Raw genomic sequence first — 20,771 nt, forward strand, 5'->3', positions numbered from 1 at the left:
CTTGCGCCGACCCGCCTCAACCGTTCGGGGCGGGTCGGCGTCTCGCGCTGGCGGCTCCGCCTCGCCCGCGGCGGCGTCCGCCGCCGGCAGGTCCGGCAAGGGCCGGCCGTCCCGGCCGAACAGGCGCAACTGACGCGGCAGGTCATGCTCGTCCGCCAGCTTAACGCCGACGCCGACCAGACGCACCGGCCGCCGCCCGCGCTCGAATCCCACTCGCAGCAGTTCCCCGAAACGCGCCGACGACAGTTGTCCGCCGGCGTGTTCCACCGTGGTCTGGTTGAAATCGTCGAACTTGAGCTTGACCGACAAGCCCTTGAACGCGGGATTGCCGCTGCGCGCGATGCGCGCGCTCAAGCGGTCTATCAGCTCCGGCAGCTTGGACAGACAGGCGGCGACGTCGGGCAGGTCCACCGCGTAGGTCTCCTCGACGCTGATCGATTTGCGGCTGCGGTCGGTGGACACCGGCCGCGGATCCACGCCGCGCGCCAGCTCGTGGAGGCGCTCGCCGAAACGGCCGAAATGGCGCAGCAGATCGGCCAGCTCCCAGGCCAGCATATCGCCGCAGCGCCGAATGCCCAGCTCGTTCAGCCGCTGCGCGGTGACCCGGCCCACGCCGTGTATCTTCTCCACCGGCAGCGCGGCGACGAAGCCGGCCACGTCTTGAGGCCGGATCAGGAATTGCCCGTCCGGCTTGTTCCAGTCGCTGGCCACCTTGGCCAGGAATTTGTTGGGCGCGATGCCGGCCGAGGCGGTGATGCCCACCTCCTCGCGGATCTGGCGGCGTATCGCCTCCGCCATCCGCGTGGCGCTGCCCTGCTCATGCGGCTGACCCGTCACATCCAGATAGGCCTCGTCCAGCGACAAGGGCTCGATCAAGGGCGTGTAGCGCTCGTAGATGCGCATGATCTTCTGGCTGGCTTCGCGGTAGCGCGCCATATCGGGCGGCAGAATCAGCAGATCGGGGCACAGGCGCAGCGCGCGCGCCGACGACATCGCCGAGCGCACGCCGTAGCGGCGCGCGATGTAATTGCAGGTGGCGATCACGCCGCGGCTTTCCGGCCGCCCGCCCACCGCCAGCGGCAAGGGCCGCAAGGCGGGATCGTCGCGCATCTCGATGGCGGCGTAGAAACAATCGCAATCGACGTGGATGATTTTGCGCAGCGGCGCGCTCATGGCGACGGCCGGATCAGGAAACGGCGCCGTCGCTATGGCCCAGCGAACGCTGCGGCGCCACCCGGTCGCGCACCCGCTGCTTCAGCAGCTTGATGTCGGGGAAACCGCCGTCGACCTTGCGGTCCCACAGCAGCTCGCCGTCCAGTTCGACGCGGAACACGCCGCCGCTGCCGGGCTGCAAGGCCACTTCCGCCAATTCCTTCTCGAAGGTGGTCAGCAGCTCCTGCGCCATCCAGGCGGCGCGCAGCAGCCAGCGGCAGCCGGTGCAGTATTCAATGCTCAGGCGCGGAGATTTGGCGGGGGGATAGTGGGTGTCATGCGGGAAAACGCGGTCGGCAAGAAGATGGCTGACAGCATACATCATGGGAAGGGAAAGGAACTGCCGGCGTCCCTGGATTTTGTTGTGTGCGGGCGCAAGCGCTCGCTCCTCCATCGTTTCTCTCTTTGTGCAGACTTGGCGTTTTGACCTTGTTCAGGGCGCCGGCAGTGGCAATGACGTCTTGTTCTCAACACATTCCCGAGGCCAAGTCTGCCCAGTCGCCGGCGCGGGGTAAAGCATTTACTCCAGCCCGCGCCGATTGCTGCACTGCACGATGTAACTTCGGCGCAACGTTACCGGTAGCATCGCGCCTTGCCGTTCAATGCGCGTGCTCGGCCGGCGCAGCGGCGGCCACGCCGTCTTCCACCACCACTTCCACGGTCACGCTGCCCGCTTTCTCGAATCGCAATGTCAGCGGAAAACGGTCGCCCACGCGCAGCGGCTGCTTCAGGCCCATCAGCATCACGTGATAGCTGCCGGGCGCGAACTTGACTTCCTGGCCTGCGGCCACGGCCACGCCGCCGGCCACTTCGCGCATGCGCATCACGCCCTTGTCGTTGATGTGGGTGTGCAGTTCGGCCTTGTCCGCGCGCGGCGTGCTGGCGGACAACAGTTTGTCCGCGGCCTTGCCGCGATTGCTCAGCGACAGGTAAACGCCGCCGGTGGGGCTGCTTTCCGGCATCGCCCGGCTCCATGGATGGCCGATCTTCATATCGCCCAGCTTGAATTCGTGCGCCATCGCGCCGGCGCTCAGCAGGCACAGGCCCAACAGGGCGCTCAATGTCTTTTGCATAATGGATTCCTCGGGTTTTCCGCACTCTAGCACAGCCGCCGCAGGCAGCTGTGCGGCATAATGCCACAGCCAATGTCATGCCGCGCGCGCTTCGCGCCGCCGGCCGCAGAATTTCCCTTGTCACCGGCCCGCGGCCTCAGGCAGACTGCGTCCATTCCATGTAATGTTCGCTTCATCAGCGTAGTGCCATGCTCAAGACGTTGTCGCTCCAATTCCTGTTCGGCGGGCTGCTCAGCCTGATCACCATCACCAACCCGCTATCCAAGATTCCGCTGTTCATCACCCTGACCCGCGAGATGAGCGACTCTGCGCGCGACAATCAGGCGCGCCGCGCCTGCGTGTTCGCAGCCGCCATCATGGTGGTCAGCCTGCTGGCCGGCAACGTGATCATGTCCGCCTTCGGCATTTCCTACGGCGCGCTGCGCATTTCCGGCGGCTTCGTCGTCGCCGTGCTCGGCTACCGCATGCTGTTCCTGTCTCAGGATCCGGGCAACGCGCCCAAGACCGGCGAACGCGAGGACTACGCCTTCTTCCCGCTGGCCATGCCCGGCATCAGCGGCCCCGGCACCATCGCCGTGGTCATCGGCATTTCCACCGAGATCGCCGAACTGACCACGCTGCCGGCCAAGGCGCTGGCCTTCGCAATGACCTTCGCCGCCATCGGCGGCACCTGCTTCGGCATGTGGCTGACGCTGAAATCCTCGCAGCTGATCGCCCAGCGTCTGGGCCGCGGCGGCCGCGAAGTGATGACGCGGCTGATGGGCTTTTTGCTGATCTGCATCGGCGTGCAGTTCGTCGGTTCCGGCATCCGCACCTTCATGGCCGGCTCCTAAGGCCGGCCGCGACGCCCCGCCATGTCCCGCCCGGCGTCCGATCGTTCCGATTTCTTCCGCGCCGACGACATCGGCGCCTTGGAATGCCTGGACGCCAGCTACGCCCAAAGGGTGTTTCCGCCGCATTTTCATGAAGAATACGTGGTCAACGCGCTGACCCTGGGCGCGCAGTCCTACCGCCACCGCGGCGGCACCCACCGCGCCGGCGTCGGCGCGCTGGTGCTGATCAATCCCGGCGAAGTGCATACCGGCGAAACCGCCGACGCGCGCGGCTGGGCCTATCGCGGCTTCTATCCGTCCGCGGACTTCCTCCAAAAGCTGGCCGCCGACATCAGCGGCGACGCCCACGCCCGGCCTTACTTTCGCGACACCGTGGTGCTGGACGCGCCGCTGGCCGCCGGCATGGACCAGCTGCATCGCCTGTTGCGCGACAGCCGGGACCGGCTGCTGCGCGAATCTGCGTTGCAGCGCATGTTCGGCGCAGTGCTGCAACGCCATATGCAGGTGCGCGGCCAGACGCAGGCGGCCGCCCCGCGCGCGGTGGAGCTTGCGCGGCAAATGCTGGCCGACGCCGTCAGCGACAATCTGTCGCTGCAGACGCTGGCGGAAGCGGCCCAGCTCTCGCCCTGGCAGCTGTGCCGCCAGTTTCGCCAGCACTTCGGCCTGCCGCCGGTGGCTTGGCGCAATCAGCTGCGCGTCAATCGCGCGCGCCAATTGCTGGCGCAGGGACAAACGCCCGGCGCGGTGGCGCTCAGCCTGGGCTTCGCCGACCAGGCCCATCTGACCCGCGCCTTCCGCCACACCGTGGGCCTGGCGCCGGCCGCCTATCAACGCGCGCTGGGCCTGCGCCGCTGAGAACCTGTTCAAAGTCTGCTGCGCTTCAGCGATACGGCGTTGAAAACCAGCTCAAAATGCTCATGTACCAGCTGTACATTCCGCTTTTTCGCTCGTTTTCGCCTTGTCTCGCCCTTGCTCGCGAGACTTTGAACAGGCCCTGAGAAGCAGCTCAAAGCCACGCGGCCATCCCCCGCAAAATCGTTCAAGACGGCGGCCGGTTTCGGCGGCATGATGAATCCATCTCATTGCCGCAAGGATACGCCCCGATGACCCGCCCCACCCCCGCCGCCTGGACCTTGCAAGGCGCGCGCGACAGCCTGCCCATGCTGATAGGCGCCGCGCCCTTCGGCGTGATTTTCGGCACCTTGGCCATCGCCGCCGGGCTCAGCCCGCTGAGCACCCAAGCCATGTCCTTGCTGGTGTTCGCCGGCTCCTCGCAATTCATCGCCGTCAGCCTGGTGGCCGCCGGCGCCGCGCTGCCGGTGATCTGGCTGACCACTTTCGTGGTCAATCTGCGCCACGCGCTGTACAGCGCCACCCTGCTGCCCTATGCGCGGCAATGGCCGCTGGCCTGGCGCTGGCCGCTGGCGTTCTGGCTCACCGACGAAACCTTCGCCGTGGTCGAACACCGTTTCCGCACCCAGGCCGCGGCCGGCGGCCAGTGGTATTGGCTGGGCTCCTCGCTGGCGATGTACGGCAATTGGCAGGCGTGGACGCTGGCCGGCGTGCTGCTGGGGCGCTCGGTGCCGGGGCTGGCGCAGCTGGGCCTGGACTTCGCCATGGTGGCCACTTTCGCCGCCATCGTCGCGCCGCAATTGAAAAAACGGCCCACGCTGGCGGCCGCGGCGGTGGCCGGCCTGACCGCGCTGCTGGCGCGCGGCCTGCCCTACAAGCTGGACCTGATGCTGGCGGCGCTGCTGGGCGTCGGCGCCGGCCTCTTGCTGGAAGGCAAGCGCAAGGAGGCGGCATGAACCATTGGTGGATGATTTTCGGCATGCTGGCGGCCACTTTGCTGATCCGCGCCAGCTTTCTGGTGTTCGGCCAGCGGCTGGCCTTCCCGGACTGGCTGAACCGCGCGCTGCACTATGTGCCGGCGGCGGTGCTGTCGGCGCTGGTGGTGCCGATGGCGCTGGCCCCGGCCGGGCGCATTGATCTGTCGCTGGGCAACGCCTATCTGATCGGCACCCTGGTCGCCATCGCGGTGGCGTGGAAGAACGGCAAGACCCTGCTCGCCATTGTGGTCAGCTTTATCGTCTACGGCTTGATGCGCTGGCTCTAAGAATCTGTTTACGATCTGCTGCGCTTCGGCGAGATGGACGGAACGGGCTTAAGAGCCGCTCGCAACGCCTCGCGGAGAAGCCGAGCCAAGGCGCGCCGGCGCAGGCCGTACAAAGAGTGCGGCCAGGAGGCGCAAGCAGGATCAGGGGTTTGCTTGGCGGGTCTAAGCCGCCAGCAGACCCAGCGCCGCCAGGCCCGCTTTTTCCTCTTCGCGCAAGGTGAGGATGCGGCAGCCGTCGGCGGTGACCAGGAGGGTGTGCTCGAACTGAGCCGACAGGCTGCGGTCCCGCGTCACCACCGTCCAGCCGTCCGGCAACACCTTCACGTCCTTGCCGCCCTGATTGATCATCGGCTCGATGGTGAAGGTCATGCCGGCCTCCAGCTTGAGCCCTTGGCCGGGCCGGCCGTAATGCAGCACTTGCGGCTCCTCGTGCATGGCGGCGCCGATGCCGTGGCCGCAATACTCGCGCACCACGCTATAGCCCTGCGCCTCGGCGTGCTGCTGGATCGCGTGACCGATGTCGCCCAGCGTCGCGCCCGGGCGGACCTTGGCGATGGCCAGATACAGGCAGCGCTGGGTGACGTCCACCAGGCGCTGGGCGTACGGGCTGATCTCGCCGACGGCGAAGGTCTTGCTGCTGTCGCCGTAATAGCCGTCCTTCAGCACCGTGACATCGACGTTGACGATGTCGCCGCGCTTCAGGCGCTGCCGCTCGGACGGCCAGCCGTGGCACACCACCTGATTGACCGAGGTGTTGACGCTGAACGGGAAGCCGTACTGCCCCTTGCTGCCCGGCCGCGCGCCCAATCGCTCGACGATGTAACGCTCGCAAAAGGCGTCGATCTCCAGCGTGCTGACCCCGGGCCGGATCTTCTCCTCCACCGCCTGCAGCACTTGCGCGGTCAGGGCGCCGGCCAAGATCATGCCCTGGATGTCGGACTCGGTTTTAATCATGGCCCCCCTTTCTTGCCCATGCCAACGGCAAAGCGAATCAGATATTGTATACCAGCACCAGGCTGATCAGAATGGGCGCCGCCCAGCAATAGATGAAGCGCACGCCGGCGCTCAGCGCCGCGGGCAATTGCAGCTCGGCGCGCATGGTCGGCCAGATCACCCAGCCGGCGAAGCAGGCGGTGCCGATACCGCCCAGCGGCAGCAGGATGTTGGACGCGGTGTAGTCCATCAGCTCGAACACATTGCGGCCGAACAGCTTCCAGTCCGCCAAGGGCCCGAAGGACAGTGCCGCCGGAATGCCGGCGCAAAACACCAGCAGGCAGATCAGCAGCGTCGCCTTGCGCCGGCCTACGCCCCACTCGTCGATGGGAAACACCGCCACCAGTTCCAGCAGGGATACCGAGGAGGTCAGCGCCGCCATCAGCAGCAGCAGAAAGAAGGCCGCCGCCAGGGCTTGGCCGAAAGGCAGGTGGTTGAACACCACCGGCATGGTCATATAGGTCAGGCCCGGTCCGGCCTGAGGGTCCAGCCCAAAGGCGTAGATCGCAGGAAAGATCATCAGGCCGGCCAAGACCGAGGTCAGCGTGGTCAGGCCGGTCACCCACAGCGCGGCGCCCGCCAGTTTCGCGTCCCGGCCCAGATAGGAACCGTAGGCGATCATGCAACCGGCGCCCACCGACAAGGAAAAGAAGGCCAGGCCCAGCGCTTCCACCAGCATGCCCGGCGTCACCTTGGTGAAATCCGGCGTCAGCAAGGCCGCCACGCCGGCCCCTGCGCCCGGCAAGGTCAGCGAGCGGGCGATCAGGCCCAGCATCAGCAGGAACAGCAGCGGCATCAACACCTTGCCGGCGCGCTCAATCCCCTTTTGCACCCCGCACATCACCACCAGCAGCGTCAGGCCGGTGAACAGGGCGTGAGTCAGCAGGGATTCGAAGGGATCGGACACGTAATCGCCGAACAAGCGCGCCAGCGCCGCCGGGTCGTTGCTCATCACCCGGCCGTCCACCGCGCGCAGCAGATAGCCCAGCGTCCAGCCGCCCACCACGCTGTAGAAGGAAAACACCAGGAAACCGCACAGCACGCCGGCGTAGCCCACCAGCTTCCAGCGGCGCGAACCCAGCCGCGCGAAGGCGCTCACCGCGCCGCAGGCCGCCGCGCGACCGATGGCGATCTCGGCCAGCAGCAAGGCGATGCCCAGCGTGAAGGTCAGCAATAGATAGATCAGCAGAAACGCGCCGCCGCCGTTCATCGCGGTGACGTAGGGAAACTTCCAGATGGAGCCCAGGCCGACCGTGGCGCCGGCCGAAGCCAGAATGAAACCGAGGCGGGAACCCCATTGTGTGCGAGACATGACAACTCCTGAGTCAGAACAATTTGCCGCCGCACGGGGTAACGCTGGATACAACAAGGCCGCCCATGACGGCGGCCCGGAAAACAGATGCGAACATCCCTGGCGCGCCGATTAGCTGCGCCACCACCACGTTTTGGTCTGGAATGGGATCGTTTGCTTCATAAGCGTGGAAGCATGCCGGTTTACGCCCCAGTACGTCAAGCCCGGCATGCGGATTCACGCCTTGTCGACGGCCAGACCGGCCGCGTCCGCCCCCGGCCGCTTCAGCCGGAAACCCAGCCACAGGACCAGCAGCCAGGCCGGCAAAACGTACACCGACACCGCCACCCCCGGCGTGAACAGCATCACTCCCAGGATCATCAACATGAAGGCCAGGCACAGCCAATTGGAGAACGGATGCCACAGCGAGGCGAACACCAGCTTGCGGCCGCCCTGGGCGCGGCGGAACTTCAGGTGAGTCAGGCTGATCAGCGCCCAATTGATCACCAGGGCGGTGACCACCAGCGACATCAACAAGGCCAGCGCGCCGCTGGGCAGCAGGTAATTGAGCACCACGCCGGCGAAGGTCGCCAACGCCGACAGCAAGGTGGCGTTGACCGGCACCCCGCGCTTGTCCAGCCTGGCCATGCTCTTGGGCGCATTGCCCTGCTGAGCCAGACTGAACAGCATGCGGCTGGTGGCATAGACGCCGCCGTTGTACACCGACAAGGCCGCGGTCAACACCACGAAATTAAGCCCGTGAGCGGCGAAGCCGGCGCCGATCTGCTCGAAAATCATCACGAAGGGGCTGCCGCCGGCGGCCACCTTGCTCCACGGATACAGAGACAGCAGCACCAGCAGCGAGCCGATGTAGAAAATCAGCACGCGGTAGATCACCTGATTCACCGCTCTGGGAATGGTTTTCTGCGGGTCCTGGGTCTCCGCCGCCGCCATGCCGATCAGCTCCAAGCCGCCGAAGGAGAACATGATCACCGCCATCGTCATGAACAGGCCGCCTACGCCATGCGGAAAGAAGCCGCCGTCGCTCCACAGATTGCTCACCGAAGCCTGCGGGCCGCCCTTGCCGGACAAGAGCAGATAGCCGCCGAACACGATCATCGCGATCACCGCGCCCACCTTGATCAGCGCGAACCAGAACTCCGTCTCGCCATAGTATTTGACGCTGCTCAGATTGACGCCGGTGATCGCCGTGAAGAAGACCAGCGCGGTGACCCAGGTGGGCACATCCGGCCACCAATAGCGCACGTACTCGCCTGCGGCCGTCAGTTCGGCCATGCCGGCCAGCACATACAGCGCCCAGTAATTCCAACCGGACAGGAAGGCCGGAAACTTGCCCCAGTAACGGCCGGCGAAATGGCTGAGCGAGCCGGCCACCGGCTCTTCGGCCAGCATCTCGCCCAATTGGCGCATGATCAGGAAAATGATGAAGCCGGCGACGGCGTAGCCGAGAATCATCGCCGGTCCGGCCGCTTTCAACACGCTGGCCGAACCCAGGAACAGACCGGTGCCGATCGCGCCGCCCAGCGCGATCAATTGGATATGGCGGTTTTTCAGCTCGCGCTTCAAACCGGTGGAAGTGGGGGTAACGCTCACCTTGGCGCCTCCTGCTGATGGAAAGCTGTTTACGATCAGCGGCGCGCGGCGATACGGCTTTGAATCCGGCTTGGCATTGCTCGTGCGCCATTGGCGCATTCCGCTTTCTCAGCCGCAAAACCTTGTCTCGCCCCAGCTCGCGCCATCGTAAGCAGGCTCTCTTGTGAATGGGACGGTATTGCTTCATCAATGCAGCAAGGCCCTCACCACCCGTCAATCAGACAAAAAGTCCAAAAAGCAAGCAAGACATCCTTATTACATACATCAACTTCAAACAAACCACGTTCAGACTAAACAAAATACGACAAAAGGTCAAAAACCTTTTTCAAAACATCTGGTGATGATTCATAAGACCATCATCAACACCAAGCAAATTAGACAATAAGTCTAATTAAATGCGAATCGAGGCGGCGGACCGCGCGGGGCAAAAAGCAGGGCCGCCCGGATAAGGCGGCCCTGCCGATACGCTCGCTGCGCGAGCGTCGTGAAAACACTCAGGAGGTCTGGCGCACGGGCTCCGCCGCCGGCGCGCCCTTGGCTTTGGCGCGATAGCCCACCCACAGCAGCCCCAGCCATATCGGCAACACATAGACCGATACCGCGGCGCCCGGGGTCAGCAGCAAGATCAACAGAATCATCGCCATGAAAGCCAGGCAGATCCAATTGGTCAGCGGGAACCAGAAGGACTTGAACACCAGTTGCTCGCCGGCTTCGACCTTGGCGCGGCGGAACTTCAAATGCGTCAGGCTGATCATCGCCCAGTTGGTCACCAGCGCGGCCACCACCAGCGACATCAAAATGCCCAAGGCCTCGCCCGGCAGCACATAGTTGAGGATCACGCAGGCGAAAGTGGCCAACGCCGACACCAGGATCGCCGGCACCGGCACGCCGCGCTGGTCCACCTGCATCAAGGCCTTGGGCGCGTTGCCCTGTCTGGCCAGGCCATACAGCATGCGGCTATTGGCGTAAACGCTGCTGTTGTACACCGACAGCGCCGCGGTCAGCACCACGAAGTTGAGCAGATTGGCGGTCAGCCCGGAGCCGATTTGCTGGAAGATCATCACGAAGGGGCTGCCGCCGGACGCCACCTTGCTCCACGGGTACAACGACAGCAGCACCACCAGCGAACCAATGTAGAAGATCAGGATGCGGTAGATCACCTGGTTCACCGCCTTGGGAATGGTGGTGCGCGGGTTATCCGCCTCGGCCGCGGTCAGGCCAATCAGTTCCAGGCCGCCGAAGGAGAACATGATCACCGCCATCATCATGAACAGGCCGCTGAAACCATGCGGGAAGAAGCCGCCATCGCTCCACAGATTGCTGAACGAGGCTTGCGGACCGCCGGTGCCGGTCAGCAGCAGGTAGCCGCCGAACAGAATCATGGCAATCACCGCCACCACCTTGATCAGCGCGAACCAGAACTCCGCCTCGCCGTAAACCTTGACGTTGGCCAGATTGATGCCGTTGATACAGACGAAGAACACCAGCGCCGACACCCAGGCGGGGACATGCGGCCACCAGTACTGGACATAGGCGCCGACGGCGGTGAGTTCCGCCATGCTGACCAGGATGTACAGCACCCAGTAGTTCCAGCCGGACAGGAAGCCGGCGAAATCGCCCCAGTAACGGTAAGCGAAGTGGCTGAACGAGCCGGCCACCGGCTCCTGTGCCACCATTTCGCCCAACTGGCGCATGATCATGAAGGCGATCAGGCCGGCGACGGCATAGCCCAGAATCATGGACGGACCGGCGGCCTTCAGCACGCTGGCCGAGCCCAAGAACAGGCCGGTGCCGACCGCGCCGCCCAAGGCGATCAATTGGATGTGGCGGTTTTTCAAACCGCGCTTCAAACCGGCTTCGGTGGAGATATCAGTCAAGGCTGCCCCCTAAAATCATCATTTTCCAGCAACATTAATACCAACAGCATGACAATTCAGGCAAGCCGCTTCGTTTCTGTTGCAAACATCAACAAGCTGGACATTAAGCACTCATGCTCGCCTCGCGTCAAATGAAGACATTGGATTTTTATGCCTTAATAGCGTCATATATTGGATACAATGAAATTAAATTCGATTATTTAAACAAAAACTTTGCTCTAATTGCTCAATTACCTGCAGACTACTGCAAATTTCTGCCACACCCCCCATCGCTGGGCCAAGCATGCCATTTTGCATATAAGCAAGCGTTCACTCGCTGATATATTGATTTAAATCAAATTGCTAGCGCCGCTGCAACACTGGAGCCGCCGCCGCAAACGCTAACGATTCGCCACTTTTAGTAACAAATGGAAAACATTTGATTTGCAACTGTCTGCCACCATGAAGTGTCTGAATTTCATCTCACTCATCATGATTACGGCCGCATAGACGGCCCGCTTTTGGAGACGAACCATGAAACAATCCTTGTTGATCGCCAGTGTGCTGGGCGGCGGCATCGCACTCGGCGGCCTGGGCGTGGCCGGCTATCAAGCCGTGAAATCCAATCCTCAGACCGCGGCCGCGCCGCAGCAAACCGCCAGCGCGCCGGCAGCCGCATCCGCCCCAGTGGCGGTGCTGCCGCCCGCCGTGGCCTCCGCCCCGGCGGTCGTCGCCGCGGCCGCGCCCGTCGCAGCCGCCCAAGCGGCCAAGCCGGCGGAGAAAACCGCCGAACCCAGCGCGCCGGCCAAGCCAGCCGCTCCGGTCCACGCCACCCATGCCCGCATCCTGGCGGTGACGCCGATCAAGGAAACCGTCAACGCACCCAAGCAGGTCTGCCATCAGGAGCAGGTCACCCATCAGGCGCCGGTCCAGGATCAAAACCGCATCGCCGGCTCGGTGATAGGCGGCGTGATCGGCGGCGTGCTGGGCAATCAGGTGGGCGGCGGCAACGGCAAGAAGGCCGCCACCGTGATCGGCGCGCTGGCGGGAGGCCTGGCCGGCAACAAGGTGCAGGAAGGCATGCAGCAACGCGATCAGGTCAACAGCACCCAGACCATTTGCAATGAAGTGAACGAAAGCAGCGAGAAGGTGGTCGGCTACGACGTCAAGTACTCGCTGGACGGCAAGACCGGCACCGTGCGCATGGACCGCAAGCCCAAGGGCAAGACCTTGCCGGCCAAAAACGGCAAGGTGCTGGTTTAGCATCCTGCTGTAGCGTTGCGCCGACTGGCTCAGCGCTGACGCTGATGCTTGCTAGCCACGCAGGCTGGCAAGACCATGCCACGCAAAAGCGGACCTCCCGGTCCGCTTTTTTCATGCCCTCAGCGCCAGCGCGCCGCGGCCGCCTCCGCCTCTTCCGGCGGGCCGAACAAGACCGTCCAGCGGTCCTTCCAGTTGGGCGCGCGCCAGGCTTCCCGCAACATATCGCGCCATTCCACCACGCTGACCCATAGCGGATTGAAGCTGTTCACCGGCTTGACCGTGCCGTAGTCGCAGGGATCGTCGGCGCTTTCCTCCACATAGGTGCCGAACAGGCGGTCCCAGACCACCAGCACGCCGGCGTAGTTGTGATCGATGTAGCGCGGATTCTTGGCATGGTGGCCGCGATGGATGGACGGGGTGTTAAGAACGTATTCCAGCCAACCCAGCTTGGGGCAGGCCTGGGTATGCACGAAGAACTGGAAGGCCAGGTTCAGCAACACCACGCCGACCACCTGCTCCGGCGGAAAGCCCAGCCAGGCCAGCGGCAGCCAGAACGCCCACATGCCGGCCAGCGGATACATCAGGCTCTGGCGGAAGGCGGTGGTGAAGTTCATCCGGGTGGAACTGTGATGCACGCTGTGCGCCGCCCACAGCCAACGCACGCGGTGGCTGACGCGATGGAACCAGTAATAGAGGAAATCCTGGCCGATGAACAACAGCAAGAAGCTGAGCCAGGAGTCGGAAAATTGAAACAGCCGGTGTTCTTGGTAAATCCACGCGTACAAGGGCAGCGCCAGCACCCAGGCCAACTTGTCCGCCCCCTGGTGCAGCAAGCCCAGACAGGCGCTGCACACTGAATCGCGCCAATCGTACAGACTGAGCCGGCCCTGCCGGCGCAAATGCCACAACTCGCCGGCGACGAAGGCCAGGAACACCGGCGCCATCGCCAACAACAGCAGCTGAATATCGAACTTCATCACGGCCTCCCGCTTGGGCAAGGCGTTTGCGTCAGGGGCAAACACTTGATTGGAGTTTGAGCTCTATAATTACTCAAACGCCGAATGCCGGCAAGCGGGTCGGTCCTGTCCTGCGGTTTACCCTATTGCTGCTGACGCGCGCGGAACGCGGTCAAGGACGCCTCACGCTCGCTCCAGGTCCGGCTCACGCTCTTGCGGGCGGACAGGCGCTGCAGATAGGCGTCGCGATCGGGGAAGCCGGCGGTCAGGTCTTCGCCCAGCAAGGCCTTGCTCATCTGCTCCAGCGCCGGCAGGACGCAGGCGGCGCCGATGTCGGCGCTGCTGAAATCCTCGCCACAGGCCCAAGGGCCATAATCCAGCAACTGGGCGCAGGCGGCCACGCCGCGGGCGATCTGCTGACGCGCGGCGTCGATCGCGCCCGCTTCCAGCGGGCTGCCGAACAGCCAATGGCGGTATAAGGGCAGCGCCGGCATCAGCACGTACAAATCCAGCATCGCGCTCAGCTGGCGCGCGTGGGCGCGGCCGTTCGGCGTCGGCGGCAGCAAGGAGGCGGTGGGATAGGCGTCCTCCAGCCATTCCAGGATCACCGATGACTCCGCCATGGCGTGGCCGCCCACTTCGACAAAAGGAATCTTGCCCATCGGGCTCTTCGCCAGCAGTTCTTCCTGCTGCGAAGGGGCGGTGAGGATTTCTTGGAAGTTGACGCCCTTTTCCAGCAAGGCGATTTTGACCTTGTTGTAATAAGGGGACAGCGCAGCGCCGTAAAGCTTGATCATTCAGGTCTCCAGGCAGGCCGGGCCTGCGGTTGCTGATGGAAGGCGGCCGGCCATGCTGCAATGCAGGGCCAGCCCGGCAGCATTATGCCATTACTTATTCATGGCAACGGCTTTTTGCTGCAGCAATTGCCTGATCTGCGGCAGCGCCGCCTGCGCGGCGCGCTCTCCTTCCAGAATAGCCTGATGACGCGCGTCGAATTGAGCGGATCCGATATTCTGCACTTGCGGGCGGATCACCACGTCGGCCTGCTTCAGTTCTTGCGCCAGCGCCGGCCCGTTCATGATGTTCAGGCTCTGATCCAGCATGGACAAAAAGCCGGTGGCGGCGCCCTTGCGCGGCCGCGCCGAGATATCGACGGCGATGACGAAGTCCGCGCCCATCTCGCGCGCGGCGCTGACCGGGACCGGGCTGACCAGGCCGCCGTCCACATAGCTCTTGTTTCCTATCTTCACCGGCAGGAAGACGTTGGGAATGCTGGCCGAGGAGCGCACGGCCTGGCCGGTGTTGCCCAGGCGGAACACCACCTTGCGGCCGCTGTCCAGTTCGGTGGCCACCGCGCCGAACGGCCGCGGCAATTGCTCCATGGTCTTGTTGGCCACCTGAGCGTTGATCCAGTTCTGCAGTTTCTCGCCCTTGATCACGCCCTTGCTCGACAAGGTCCAATCGGTCAGATTGGATTCGTCCAGTTGAATCGCCCGGCTTTGCAGCTGCATGCCGCTGAGGCCGGAGGCGTACAGACTGCCGACCACGCTGCCGGCGCTGGTGCCGGTCACCAGATCGGGCGTGAGGCCGGCGGCTTCCAGCACCTTGATCACGCCGACGTGGGCAAAGCCCTTGGCCGCGCCGCCGCCCAGCGCCAAGCCGATCTTGGGCTTAAGCGCCGGCTTGGGCGGCTGCGCCGCGGGAGGGGAGGACAAGGTGGAACAAGCCGACAACAGCGCGGCCATGCCCGCCAACAGCCAGGGGCGGAGTGTGTGTTTGCTCATCATGATTTCATCGGGCTTTCAGGCATCGGCGGTGGTTGGAACCGCCCCAACGGGCGCGCAGTCCAGCATCACATAATTCAGATGCCGCGCGCCCTCCAATTCGAAATGGCATTCGCCGTGGACGGTCATGCCCAGCCGGCGGTAGAAGGCGATCGCGCGATCGTTGCGGTGCCACACCGTCAGCCACAAACGCGCGGGTTCGGGAAGGGCGAGCGCCCATTGCCGCGCCGCTTCCAGCAAATGCCGGCCCAGGCCCTCTCCGGTGCGGCTTTCCACCAGGTAGATCCTGCACACTTCCACGGTGGGGAAGTCGCAGCCTTGGCATGAGCTGTCCAGCTTCATCAGCGCGTAGCCGAGCAGAAAGCCGTCTTGCTCCATCGCCAGCAGATGATGCGAGGGGCTGGCGATCAGCGCCTCGAAATTGGCCGGCGTGAATTCGCTCAGCACATAGTCGGCCATGTCCCGGCGGACGCCGTCGGTGACGTAGGTGCTCAGCCACACTTGAATCGACAAGGCGGCCAGGCAGCCGGCATCCTTGGGCGCGGCCAGGCGGATGGTCGGCATCGCCTTAGTCCGGCCGCTTCTTGACGAACTCGATCACCTGGCGGCCGTCCTCGCTGAATTTGGCCAGCTTCTTGTCGCCGCCCTTCCAGGCGTGGCCGTACACCACCTCGTAGGTGGCCGGCAGCTTGCCGTCGCGGCGCAGGCTCTCGTAGGCCGCCTCCACCCGCTGCCAGGCGTGCTTGCCCATCAGGCCGCGGCCGCGGCCGCTGGTGGCGTTGTGCGCGCCTATGGCCTTCAGGTCCGCCATCACCTCGCGGGCGCGGCCGTAGGTCAGCACGATTTTCTCCATGTCCATCACCGGCTCGGCGAAACCGGCCCGCATCAGCGCGTCGCCCAGATCATGCATGTCGATGAACTGGTTGACGTGGGTGGCGCGGTCCACGCCGGCGAAAGCGCCGCGCAGCTCATGCAGGGTGTCGGGGCCCAGGGTGGAAAACATCAGCATACCTTCGGGCTTCAACACGCGGCGGAATTCGGCGAACACGCTGTCCGGCACATTGACCCACTGGATGGTGAGGCTGGACCAGATCATGTCCACGCTGGCGTCGGCCAGCGGCAGGCGCTCGACGTCGGCCACCACCTGCCACGGCAGGCTGGGGCGGAACAGTTTCTTCAACAGGCCGTCGCCGCTTTGCTGCTTGGCGCGCGAGGCTTGCAGCATCGCCTGCGCCAGATCCAGCTCCACCACGCGCGCGTCCGGGTAGCGGGCGCGCAGCTGGGCCGAGCCGTAGCCGGTGCCGGCGCCGGCGTCCAGCACCACTTGCGGCTGAAACTTGATGTAGTCCAGCCGCTCGGACATCCGGTCGGAGACTTCGCGCTGCAAGACCGCGGCGGAGTCGTAACTGGCGGCGGCCTTTTCGAACGAGGCGCGCACTCGCGCCTTGTCGGTGTAAAACGCTTCAGTCATGCATGGGCTTCCAAATGCTGGGCAAGCGCGGCGACGAATTCGGCTTCGTGCGACAGAAACGGCGCGTGCGACGCTTGCGGAAATTCATAAAGCCGGGCGTCGCCCAGCGCGTCGGCCAGCCAACGGCCGGCGCCTATCGGGGTGATGGCGTCGCGAGCGCCGTAGAACAGGCCCGCCGGGCAGTGAATGCGTCCGGCCAGCGCGCGCGCGTCCGCCGTCAGCAGCAGTTCCAGCGCCGGCAACAGGCCTTGCGGCCTGCCGTGGGCGAACAAGTCCGCGCGCAAGGCCTTCAGCGTGTCGCGCGCCGACGGCGCGCCCATCATCTGCAAGGCGAGAAAACGCTCCAGCGTCTGTTCGAAGGCGCCGTCCAGGCTGGCGGCCACCGCTTCGATGGACTTGCGCTCCTGCGCGTGCGGCCAGCTGTCGTCGCGCACGAAGCGCGGGCTGGTCGCCACCAAGGCCAGGCTCTTGATCTTGTCCGGATGGCGAGCGGCCCAGTGCTGGGCGATCAAACCGCCCAGCGACCAGCCCACCAATTGCAGCGGCAATGGAAAGGCCTGGTCCAGCAGATCGGCCACCGCGTCGGCGTCGAAGGAGGCCAGCGGAGCGGAAGCGCCGTGACCGGGAAGGTCGACCAGATGCACGCAATGACTGGCGGCCAAGCGCGCCGCCACGCGGCTGAACACGCCGCCATGCAGGCCCCAGCCGTGCAACAGGACCACGTCCGGGCCTTGGCCCAGCGTTTCAACAAACAGACTCATGGACGACCAGATGGGGTGAAACCTTCATTTTCGCAAGATCGCGATGCGAAAGAAACCACCTAGTCCGGCATCTTCGTCATGAACCTTGCTCAAACGACAAGCCGCCAGGATATCTTCCAGCCGGCGGTTGATATCGGTGGCGATCGCCCGCGACAGCAGATTGCCGGCGCTGCCCAATAAGGACGGCCGCCGGCCGTCGGGCAGGAATTTGTCGAACACCGCCGCTCGGCCGCCGGGCTTGAGCACGCGCTCCACTTCGCGGATGCAGGCTTGCGGGTCCGGCACCACCGCCAGCGCCAGATGCAAGACCACCGCGTCGAAGCTGGCGTCGGGAAAATCCAGCGCCTGCGCGTCCATCACCCTGGCGTCCACCGCCATGCCCAGCGCCGCGGCGTGGGCGCTCAGCCGCTCCAGCATGCCGTCCGAGATGTCGATGGCGGCCACATGTCGGCAACGCACCATGAAATCCAGATCCAGGCCGGTGCCGGCCGCCACCAGCAGGATGCGCTCCTCCGGCTGCGGGTTGAGCAGGGCGATGGAGCGGCGCCGGCGCGCGGCGAAGGCCTGCGCCACCCGGTCGTAGACCGGCGCGTACAGATTGTAGCGCCAGCGGTTGAACGCCAGCGGCCAACGCCGCCATCCGCTAGCGCTCACTCTGGAACTCCTGCCGGAAGCGGGCCAGCCGCTCCCAGTCCACGCCCTCCGCCGGCGCCGGGGCGGCGAAGTAGAAACCCTGCAGCTTGCCGCAGCCCATTTTTTTGAGCATGGCCAGCTGGGCGGCGGTTTCCACGCCCTCGGCCACCACCTCCAGATCCAGCGCCTTGGCCAGCGCCAGGATGGCGCGCACAATGGCCGCCGACTCCTGGGTGCGGTCGAGATCGAAGACGAAGGACTGGTCTATCTTCAGCACGTCGAAACGATAGCGGTGCAGATAGGACAGCGCCGAATAGCCGGTGCCGAAGTCGTCCAGCGCCAGCCTCACGCCCAGTTCATGCAGCGCGTGCATCACGGTGGCGGCGATTTCCGGCTGATCGATCAGCGCGCTCTCGGTGATTTCCAGGTGCAGCGTCGCCGGCGGCAGCCGGTAATGCCGGATGCGCTCTCCTATCCAGGCCGCCAGTTCCGGATCGTGGAAATGGGCCGAGGACAGATTGATGTGCAAGGCCACCTCCGGCCCCACCCGGCCCTGAACGCGCCACGCGCTCAATTGGGCGCAGGCCGCGTTCAGCATATAGCGGTCCAGCCGGGTGATCAGCCCGCTTTCCTCGGCGATGGGTAAAAACAGGCCGGGCGAAATCAGGCCGCGCTGCGGGTGCTGCCAGCGGGCCAAGGCCTCGAAGCCCACCAGCTCGCCACTGTCGCCGTCGATGAAGGGCTGGAAATACGGCTGCAGCTGCCCCTCCTCCTCCAGCGCGCGCCGCAGTTCGCTCTCCATCGCCAGCTGGTCCGCCTGATTGATGCGCAACTCGTGGTTGAACAGGGTATAGCCCTGCCGCCCTTGCTGTTTGGTGCAATACATCGCGTGGTCGGCGTCGCGCAGCAGATCGTCGGCCTTGTGGTAATGCTCATGGTCCGCCAGCACCACGCCGACGCTGGCGGTGGAGAACACCTCCCGCCCCGCCAGGATCACCGGCCGTTCGAACTCGCTGACGATGCGCTGGGCGATGCGCTCGCAGTCGCCGCCGCCGTCCATGCCGAACATCAGCACCGCGAATTCGTCGCCGCCCAGCCGCGCCAGGAAATCGTAATGACGCAGGCAGGAGCGGATGCGCGCGCCGGCCTCGAACAAGAGGTGGTCGCCGGCCAGATGGCCCAGGGTGTCGTTGACCAGCTTGAAGCGGTCCAGATCGATGAACAGCACCGCGAAGCGTTCGCCGCCGCCATTCGCGTACGCCTCCCAGGCCCGGCGCAAAGCCTTGGAAAAATAGCTGCGGTTGGGCAGCTTGGTCAGCGGATCGTGCAGGCTGTCGAACTCCAGCTGGGCGTTGACCGCGTCCAGCTCGCTGGTGCGCTCGCGCACCCGCTGCTCCAGTTCCACGTAAGCGGTTTGCAGGCTCTCCAGCGCCTTGACCCGGGTCAGCGCCGCGCCGATGTGGTTGGCGACGAACTCCAGCACTTCTTGGTCGCGGAAGTTGTAGACCACGTCGTCTTCATAGCTTTGCACCGCCAGCACGCCCAGAAGATCGGTGCCGCAATACAGGGGCACGCCCAGCCAGCTCTTGGGCCGGGGCAGTTCTTCGTCGGCGTCCGGCTGGCGGTTCTGTTGCGAATAGGGGTCGATCAACAAGGGCCGGCCGCTGTGCAGCACCTGTTCGACGAAGCCCTTGCCCGGCCGGTGCGGCTTGAGCGGCGGCGCGTATTCGTCTGCGCAATAGGGGAAGCTGATGCAATCCTCGGTCTGGTCGTACAAGGCCACCAGGCAATTGCGCGCCGGCACCATCTCGGCCAGCAAGCGGTGCAGGCCGCCGAGAAAGGCCTCCAGCGACAAGCTGGTATTGGACAGTTCCGCGATCCGGAACAAGGCGCCCTGGAAACGCTCGGCGCGCTTGCGCTCGGCCACCTCGGCGCGCAGCCTCGCGTTGGCGCCCTCCAGCTCGCTGGTGCGCAGCCAGACCTGACGCTCCAGCTGGCTGCGGTGCAAGACCCGCTCCAGCACGAAGCCGACATGGCGGGCGGCGAACAGAAACAACTGCTGCTCGGCCGAGGTCAGCGGCGTTTGATCCTCGTACAGCTGCAGCACCACCGCGCCGATGACATGGCCGCCGGCATTGGCCAGCGGCGCGCCCATCCAGCTGGCCGGCAACAGCCCTTGCCGGCTCAGGCCCTCCTGCTGACACACTTCCAACAGGCGCTCCCGGCTCAGCACCACCGGCTTGCCCCCGCGTATCAACCAGGCGGTCAGGGACTGGGCGTGGCCGCTCAGCGGGAAAATGGCGTCGCTGGCGGGCGGCGCGGGATCGCGCTGGTCAATGTAGAAGGGAAAGTGGATGACCTGGGCTTCATCGTCGTACAGGGCGATGTAGAAGTTGCTGGCGTCCATCAGCCGCATCATCTGCCGGTGCAGGCCGGGCAATACCTGATCGATGGTGCCGCACTCTTCGGCCAGCTGAGAAATATCGAACAAGGCCTCGTTGGCCTCGCGCGAGGCCACCTGCTCCGCGCCCAGCCGCGCGCACAGCAGATGGGCGCACAGCAAGGCGGCGGACGGATTCAACGCCGGACCGGCGTCGCCGCGCCACACCAGCCAACCCAGCACTTGCTCGCCGGCGCGCAAAGGCATCGCCTCGCAGCCGGCGTCCAGCCTGTCCCCGCTCGCCAGCGCTTCCGCGCCGGGCAAGGCGTCGGCGTCGCCCAGCGCGGCCAAAAGCTGCCAAGCCGCCCCCAGCTGCCGCCAGACCGCGGCAACGCGCACCCCTCCCTGCTCTTGCAGCAGAGACAGCGCCATAGCGGCGGCCTGCTCTGGCGTCGCCAGATATTCAGCCATGCTCTTCATGTGATTATCGTAGTATGAGTTAGCTGGAAAATCCGGCCATGCCGGCGCGCCCCTC

Annotated in this window: 19 protein-coding genes and 1 pseudogene; 5 read left to right on the forward strand and 15 right to left on the reverse strand. The window is 65.0% G+C overall.

The annotated features are described in order from the left end of the window. Positions 1-135: 135 nt before the first annotated feature. The 3 genes and pseudogenes from dinB to HQN78_RS16610 form a co-directional block, all read right to left on the reverse strand. A pseudogene (gene dinB / locus HQN78_RS16600) lies at positions 136-1,173 on the reverse strand (DNA polymerase IV); the annotation flags it as partial. 13 nt (positions 1,174-1,186) lie between these two features. Then, complete coding sequence (locus HQN78_RS16605; RefSeq protein ID WP_235084984.1) at positions 1,187-1,537, reverse strand: SelT/SelW/SelH family protein; 351 nt, start codon at positions 1,535-1,537, stop codon at positions 1,187-1,189. A gap of 274 nt (positions 1,538-1,811) precedes the next feature. Continuing rightward, entirely contained in the window at positions 1,812-2,285 is a 474-nt protein-coding gene (locus HQN78_RS16610) for a copper chaperone PCu(A)C (RefSeq protein ID WP_107797803.1), read from the reverse strand. A gap of 188 nt (positions 2,286-2,473) precedes the next feature. Here HQN78_RS16610 and HQN78_RS16615 point away from each other — a divergent pair, with 188 nt between their 5' ends. From HQN78_RS16615 to HQN78_RS16630, 4 genes are all read left to right on the forward strand, one after another. Continuing rightward, the gene (locus HQN78_RS16615) at positions 2,474-3,118 is read left to right on the forward strand and encodes a MarC family NAAT transporter (protein WP_048408368.1); all 645 of its coding nucleotides are present in this window, start codon (positions 2,474-2,476) and stop codon (positions 3,116-3,118) included. A gap of 21 nt (positions 3,119-3,139) precedes the next feature. Next, positions 3,140-3,973, forward strand: coding sequence for an AraC family transcriptional regulator (locus tag HQN78_RS16620; protein WP_107797802.1), 834 nt, complete (start codon positions 3,140-3,142; stop codon positions 3,971-3,973). 248 nt (positions 3,974-4,221) lie between these two features. After that, positions 4,222-4,926: an AzlC family ABC transporter permease gene (locus HQN78_RS16625; RefSeq protein ID WP_235084987.1), complete on the forward strand. Its 705-nt coding sequence runs from the start codon at positions 4,222-4,224 to the stop codon at positions 4,924-4,926. Further along, positions 4,923-5,234, forward strand: coding sequence for an AzlD domain-containing protein (locus tag HQN78_RS16630; protein WP_235084989.1), 312 nt, complete (start codon positions 4,923-4,925; stop codon positions 5,232-5,234). The genes HQN78_RS16625 and HQN78_RS16630 overlap by 4 nt, the downstream gene beginning before the upstream one ends. 162 nt (positions 5,235-5,396) lie before the next feature. Here the strand turns inward: HQN78_RS16630 and map are convergent, their stop codons facing one another. The 4 genes from map to HQN78_RS16650 form a co-directional block, all read right to left on the reverse strand. Then, entirely contained in the window at positions 5,397-6,188 is a 792-nt protein-coding gene (gene map / locus HQN78_RS16635; RefSeq protein WP_107797799.1) for a type I methionyl aminopeptidase, read from the reverse strand. Between the two features lie 37 nt (positions 6,189-6,225). Beyond that, positions 6,226-7,539 (reverse strand): sodium-dependent transporter, encoded by a 1,314-nt coding sequence (locus tag HQN78_RS16640; RefSeq protein WP_235084991.1) that lies wholly within the window; start codon positions 7,537-7,539, stop codon positions 6,226-6,228. 216 nt (positions 7,540-7,755) lie between these two features. Further along, positions 7,756-9,132, reverse strand: coding sequence for an amino acid permease (locus HQN78_RS16645; RefSeq protein WP_227106458.1), 1,377 nt, complete (start codon positions 9,130-9,132; stop codon positions 7,756-7,758). A 494-nt stretch (positions 9,133-9,626) separates the two neighbouring features. After that, a complete protein-coding gene (locus HQN78_RS16650) occupies positions 9,627-11,009 on the reverse strand; it encodes an amino acid permease (protein ID WP_235084993.1) in 1,383 nt (460 codons plus the stop codon). Between the two features lie 513 nt (positions 11,010-11,522). On the opposite strand from HQN78_RS16650, the gene HQN78_RS16655 reads away from it, so the two are divergent. Then, positions 11,523-12,251 carry a glycine zipper 2TM domain-containing protein gene (locus HQN78_RS16655; RefSeq protein ID WP_227106455.1) on the forward strand — a complete coding sequence of 243 codons (729 nt, stop codon included), beginning with the start codon at positions 11,523-11,525 and terminating at the stop codon, positions 12,249-12,251. A 119-nt stretch (positions 12,252-12,370) separates the two neighbouring features. Here HQN78_RS16655 and HQN78_RS16660 read toward each other — a convergent pair whose 3' ends face one another. The 8 genes from HQN78_RS16660 to HQN78_RS16695 form a co-directional block, all read right to left on the reverse strand. After that, the gene (locus HQN78_RS16660) at positions 12,371-13,228 is read right to left on the reverse strand and encodes a sterol desaturase family protein (RefSeq protein WP_235084995.1); all 858 of its coding nucleotides are present in this window, start codon (positions 13,226-13,228) and stop codon (positions 12,371-12,373) included. A 122-nt stretch (positions 13,229-13,350) separates the two neighbouring features. Further along, positions 13,351-14,004, reverse strand: coding sequence for a glutathione S-transferase family protein (locus HQN78_RS16665; RefSeq protein ID WP_107797795.1), 654 nt, complete (start codon positions 14,002-14,004; stop codon positions 13,351-13,353). Positions 14,005-14,094: 90 nt separating this feature from the next. Then, the gene (locus tag HQN78_RS16670) at positions 14,095-14,994 is read right to left on the reverse strand and encodes a patatin-like phospholipase family protein (RefSeq protein ID WP_235084998.1); all 900 of its coding nucleotides are present in this window, start codon (positions 14,992-14,994) and stop codon (positions 14,095-14,097) included. Between the two features lie 15 nt (positions 14,995-15,009). Then, positions 15,010-15,555 (reverse strand): GNAT family N-acetyltransferase, encoded by a 546-nt coding sequence (locus HQN78_RS16675; RefSeq protein ID WP_235085000.1) that lies wholly within the window; start codon positions 15,553-15,555, stop codon positions 15,010-15,012. Between the two features lie 4 nt (positions 15,556-15,559). Further along, a complete protein-coding gene (gene bioC, locus HQN78_RS16680; protein WP_107797792.1) occupies positions 15,560-16,462 on the reverse strand; it encodes a malonyl-ACP O-methyltransferase BioC in 903 nt (300 codons plus the stop codon). Continuing rightward, positions 16,459-17,223, reverse strand: coding sequence for a pimeloyl-ACP methyl ester esterase BioH (gene bioH, locus HQN78_RS16685; RefSeq protein WP_107797791.1), 765 nt, complete (start codon positions 17,221-17,223; stop codon positions 16,459-16,461). Before bioH ends, bioC begins: the two co-directional genes overlap by 4 nt. Before the next feature lie 24 nt (positions 17,224-17,247). Beyond that, the gene (locus HQN78_RS16690) at positions 17,248-17,877 is read right to left on the reverse strand and encodes a class I SAM-dependent methyltransferase (RefSeq protein ID WP_235085002.1); all 630 of its coding nucleotides are present in this window, start codon (positions 17,875-17,877) and stop codon (positions 17,248-17,250) included. Beyond that, positions 17,867-20,716 carry an EAL domain-containing protein gene (locus HQN78_RS16695; RefSeq protein ID WP_107797789.1) on the reverse strand — a complete coding sequence of 950 codons (2,850 nt, stop codon included), beginning with the start codon at positions 20,714-20,716 and terminating at the stop codon, positions 17,867-17,869. The genes HQN78_RS16690 and HQN78_RS16695 overlap by 11 nt, the downstream gene beginning before the upstream one ends. Between the last annotated feature and the right edge of the window lie 55 nt (positions 20,717-20,771).

The organism is Chromobacterium sp. Beijing (assembly GCF_021496765.1).
In the GTDB taxonomy this organism is placed as follows: Bacteria; Pseudomonadota; Gammaproteobacteria; order Burkholderiales; family Chromobacteriaceae; genus Chromobacterium.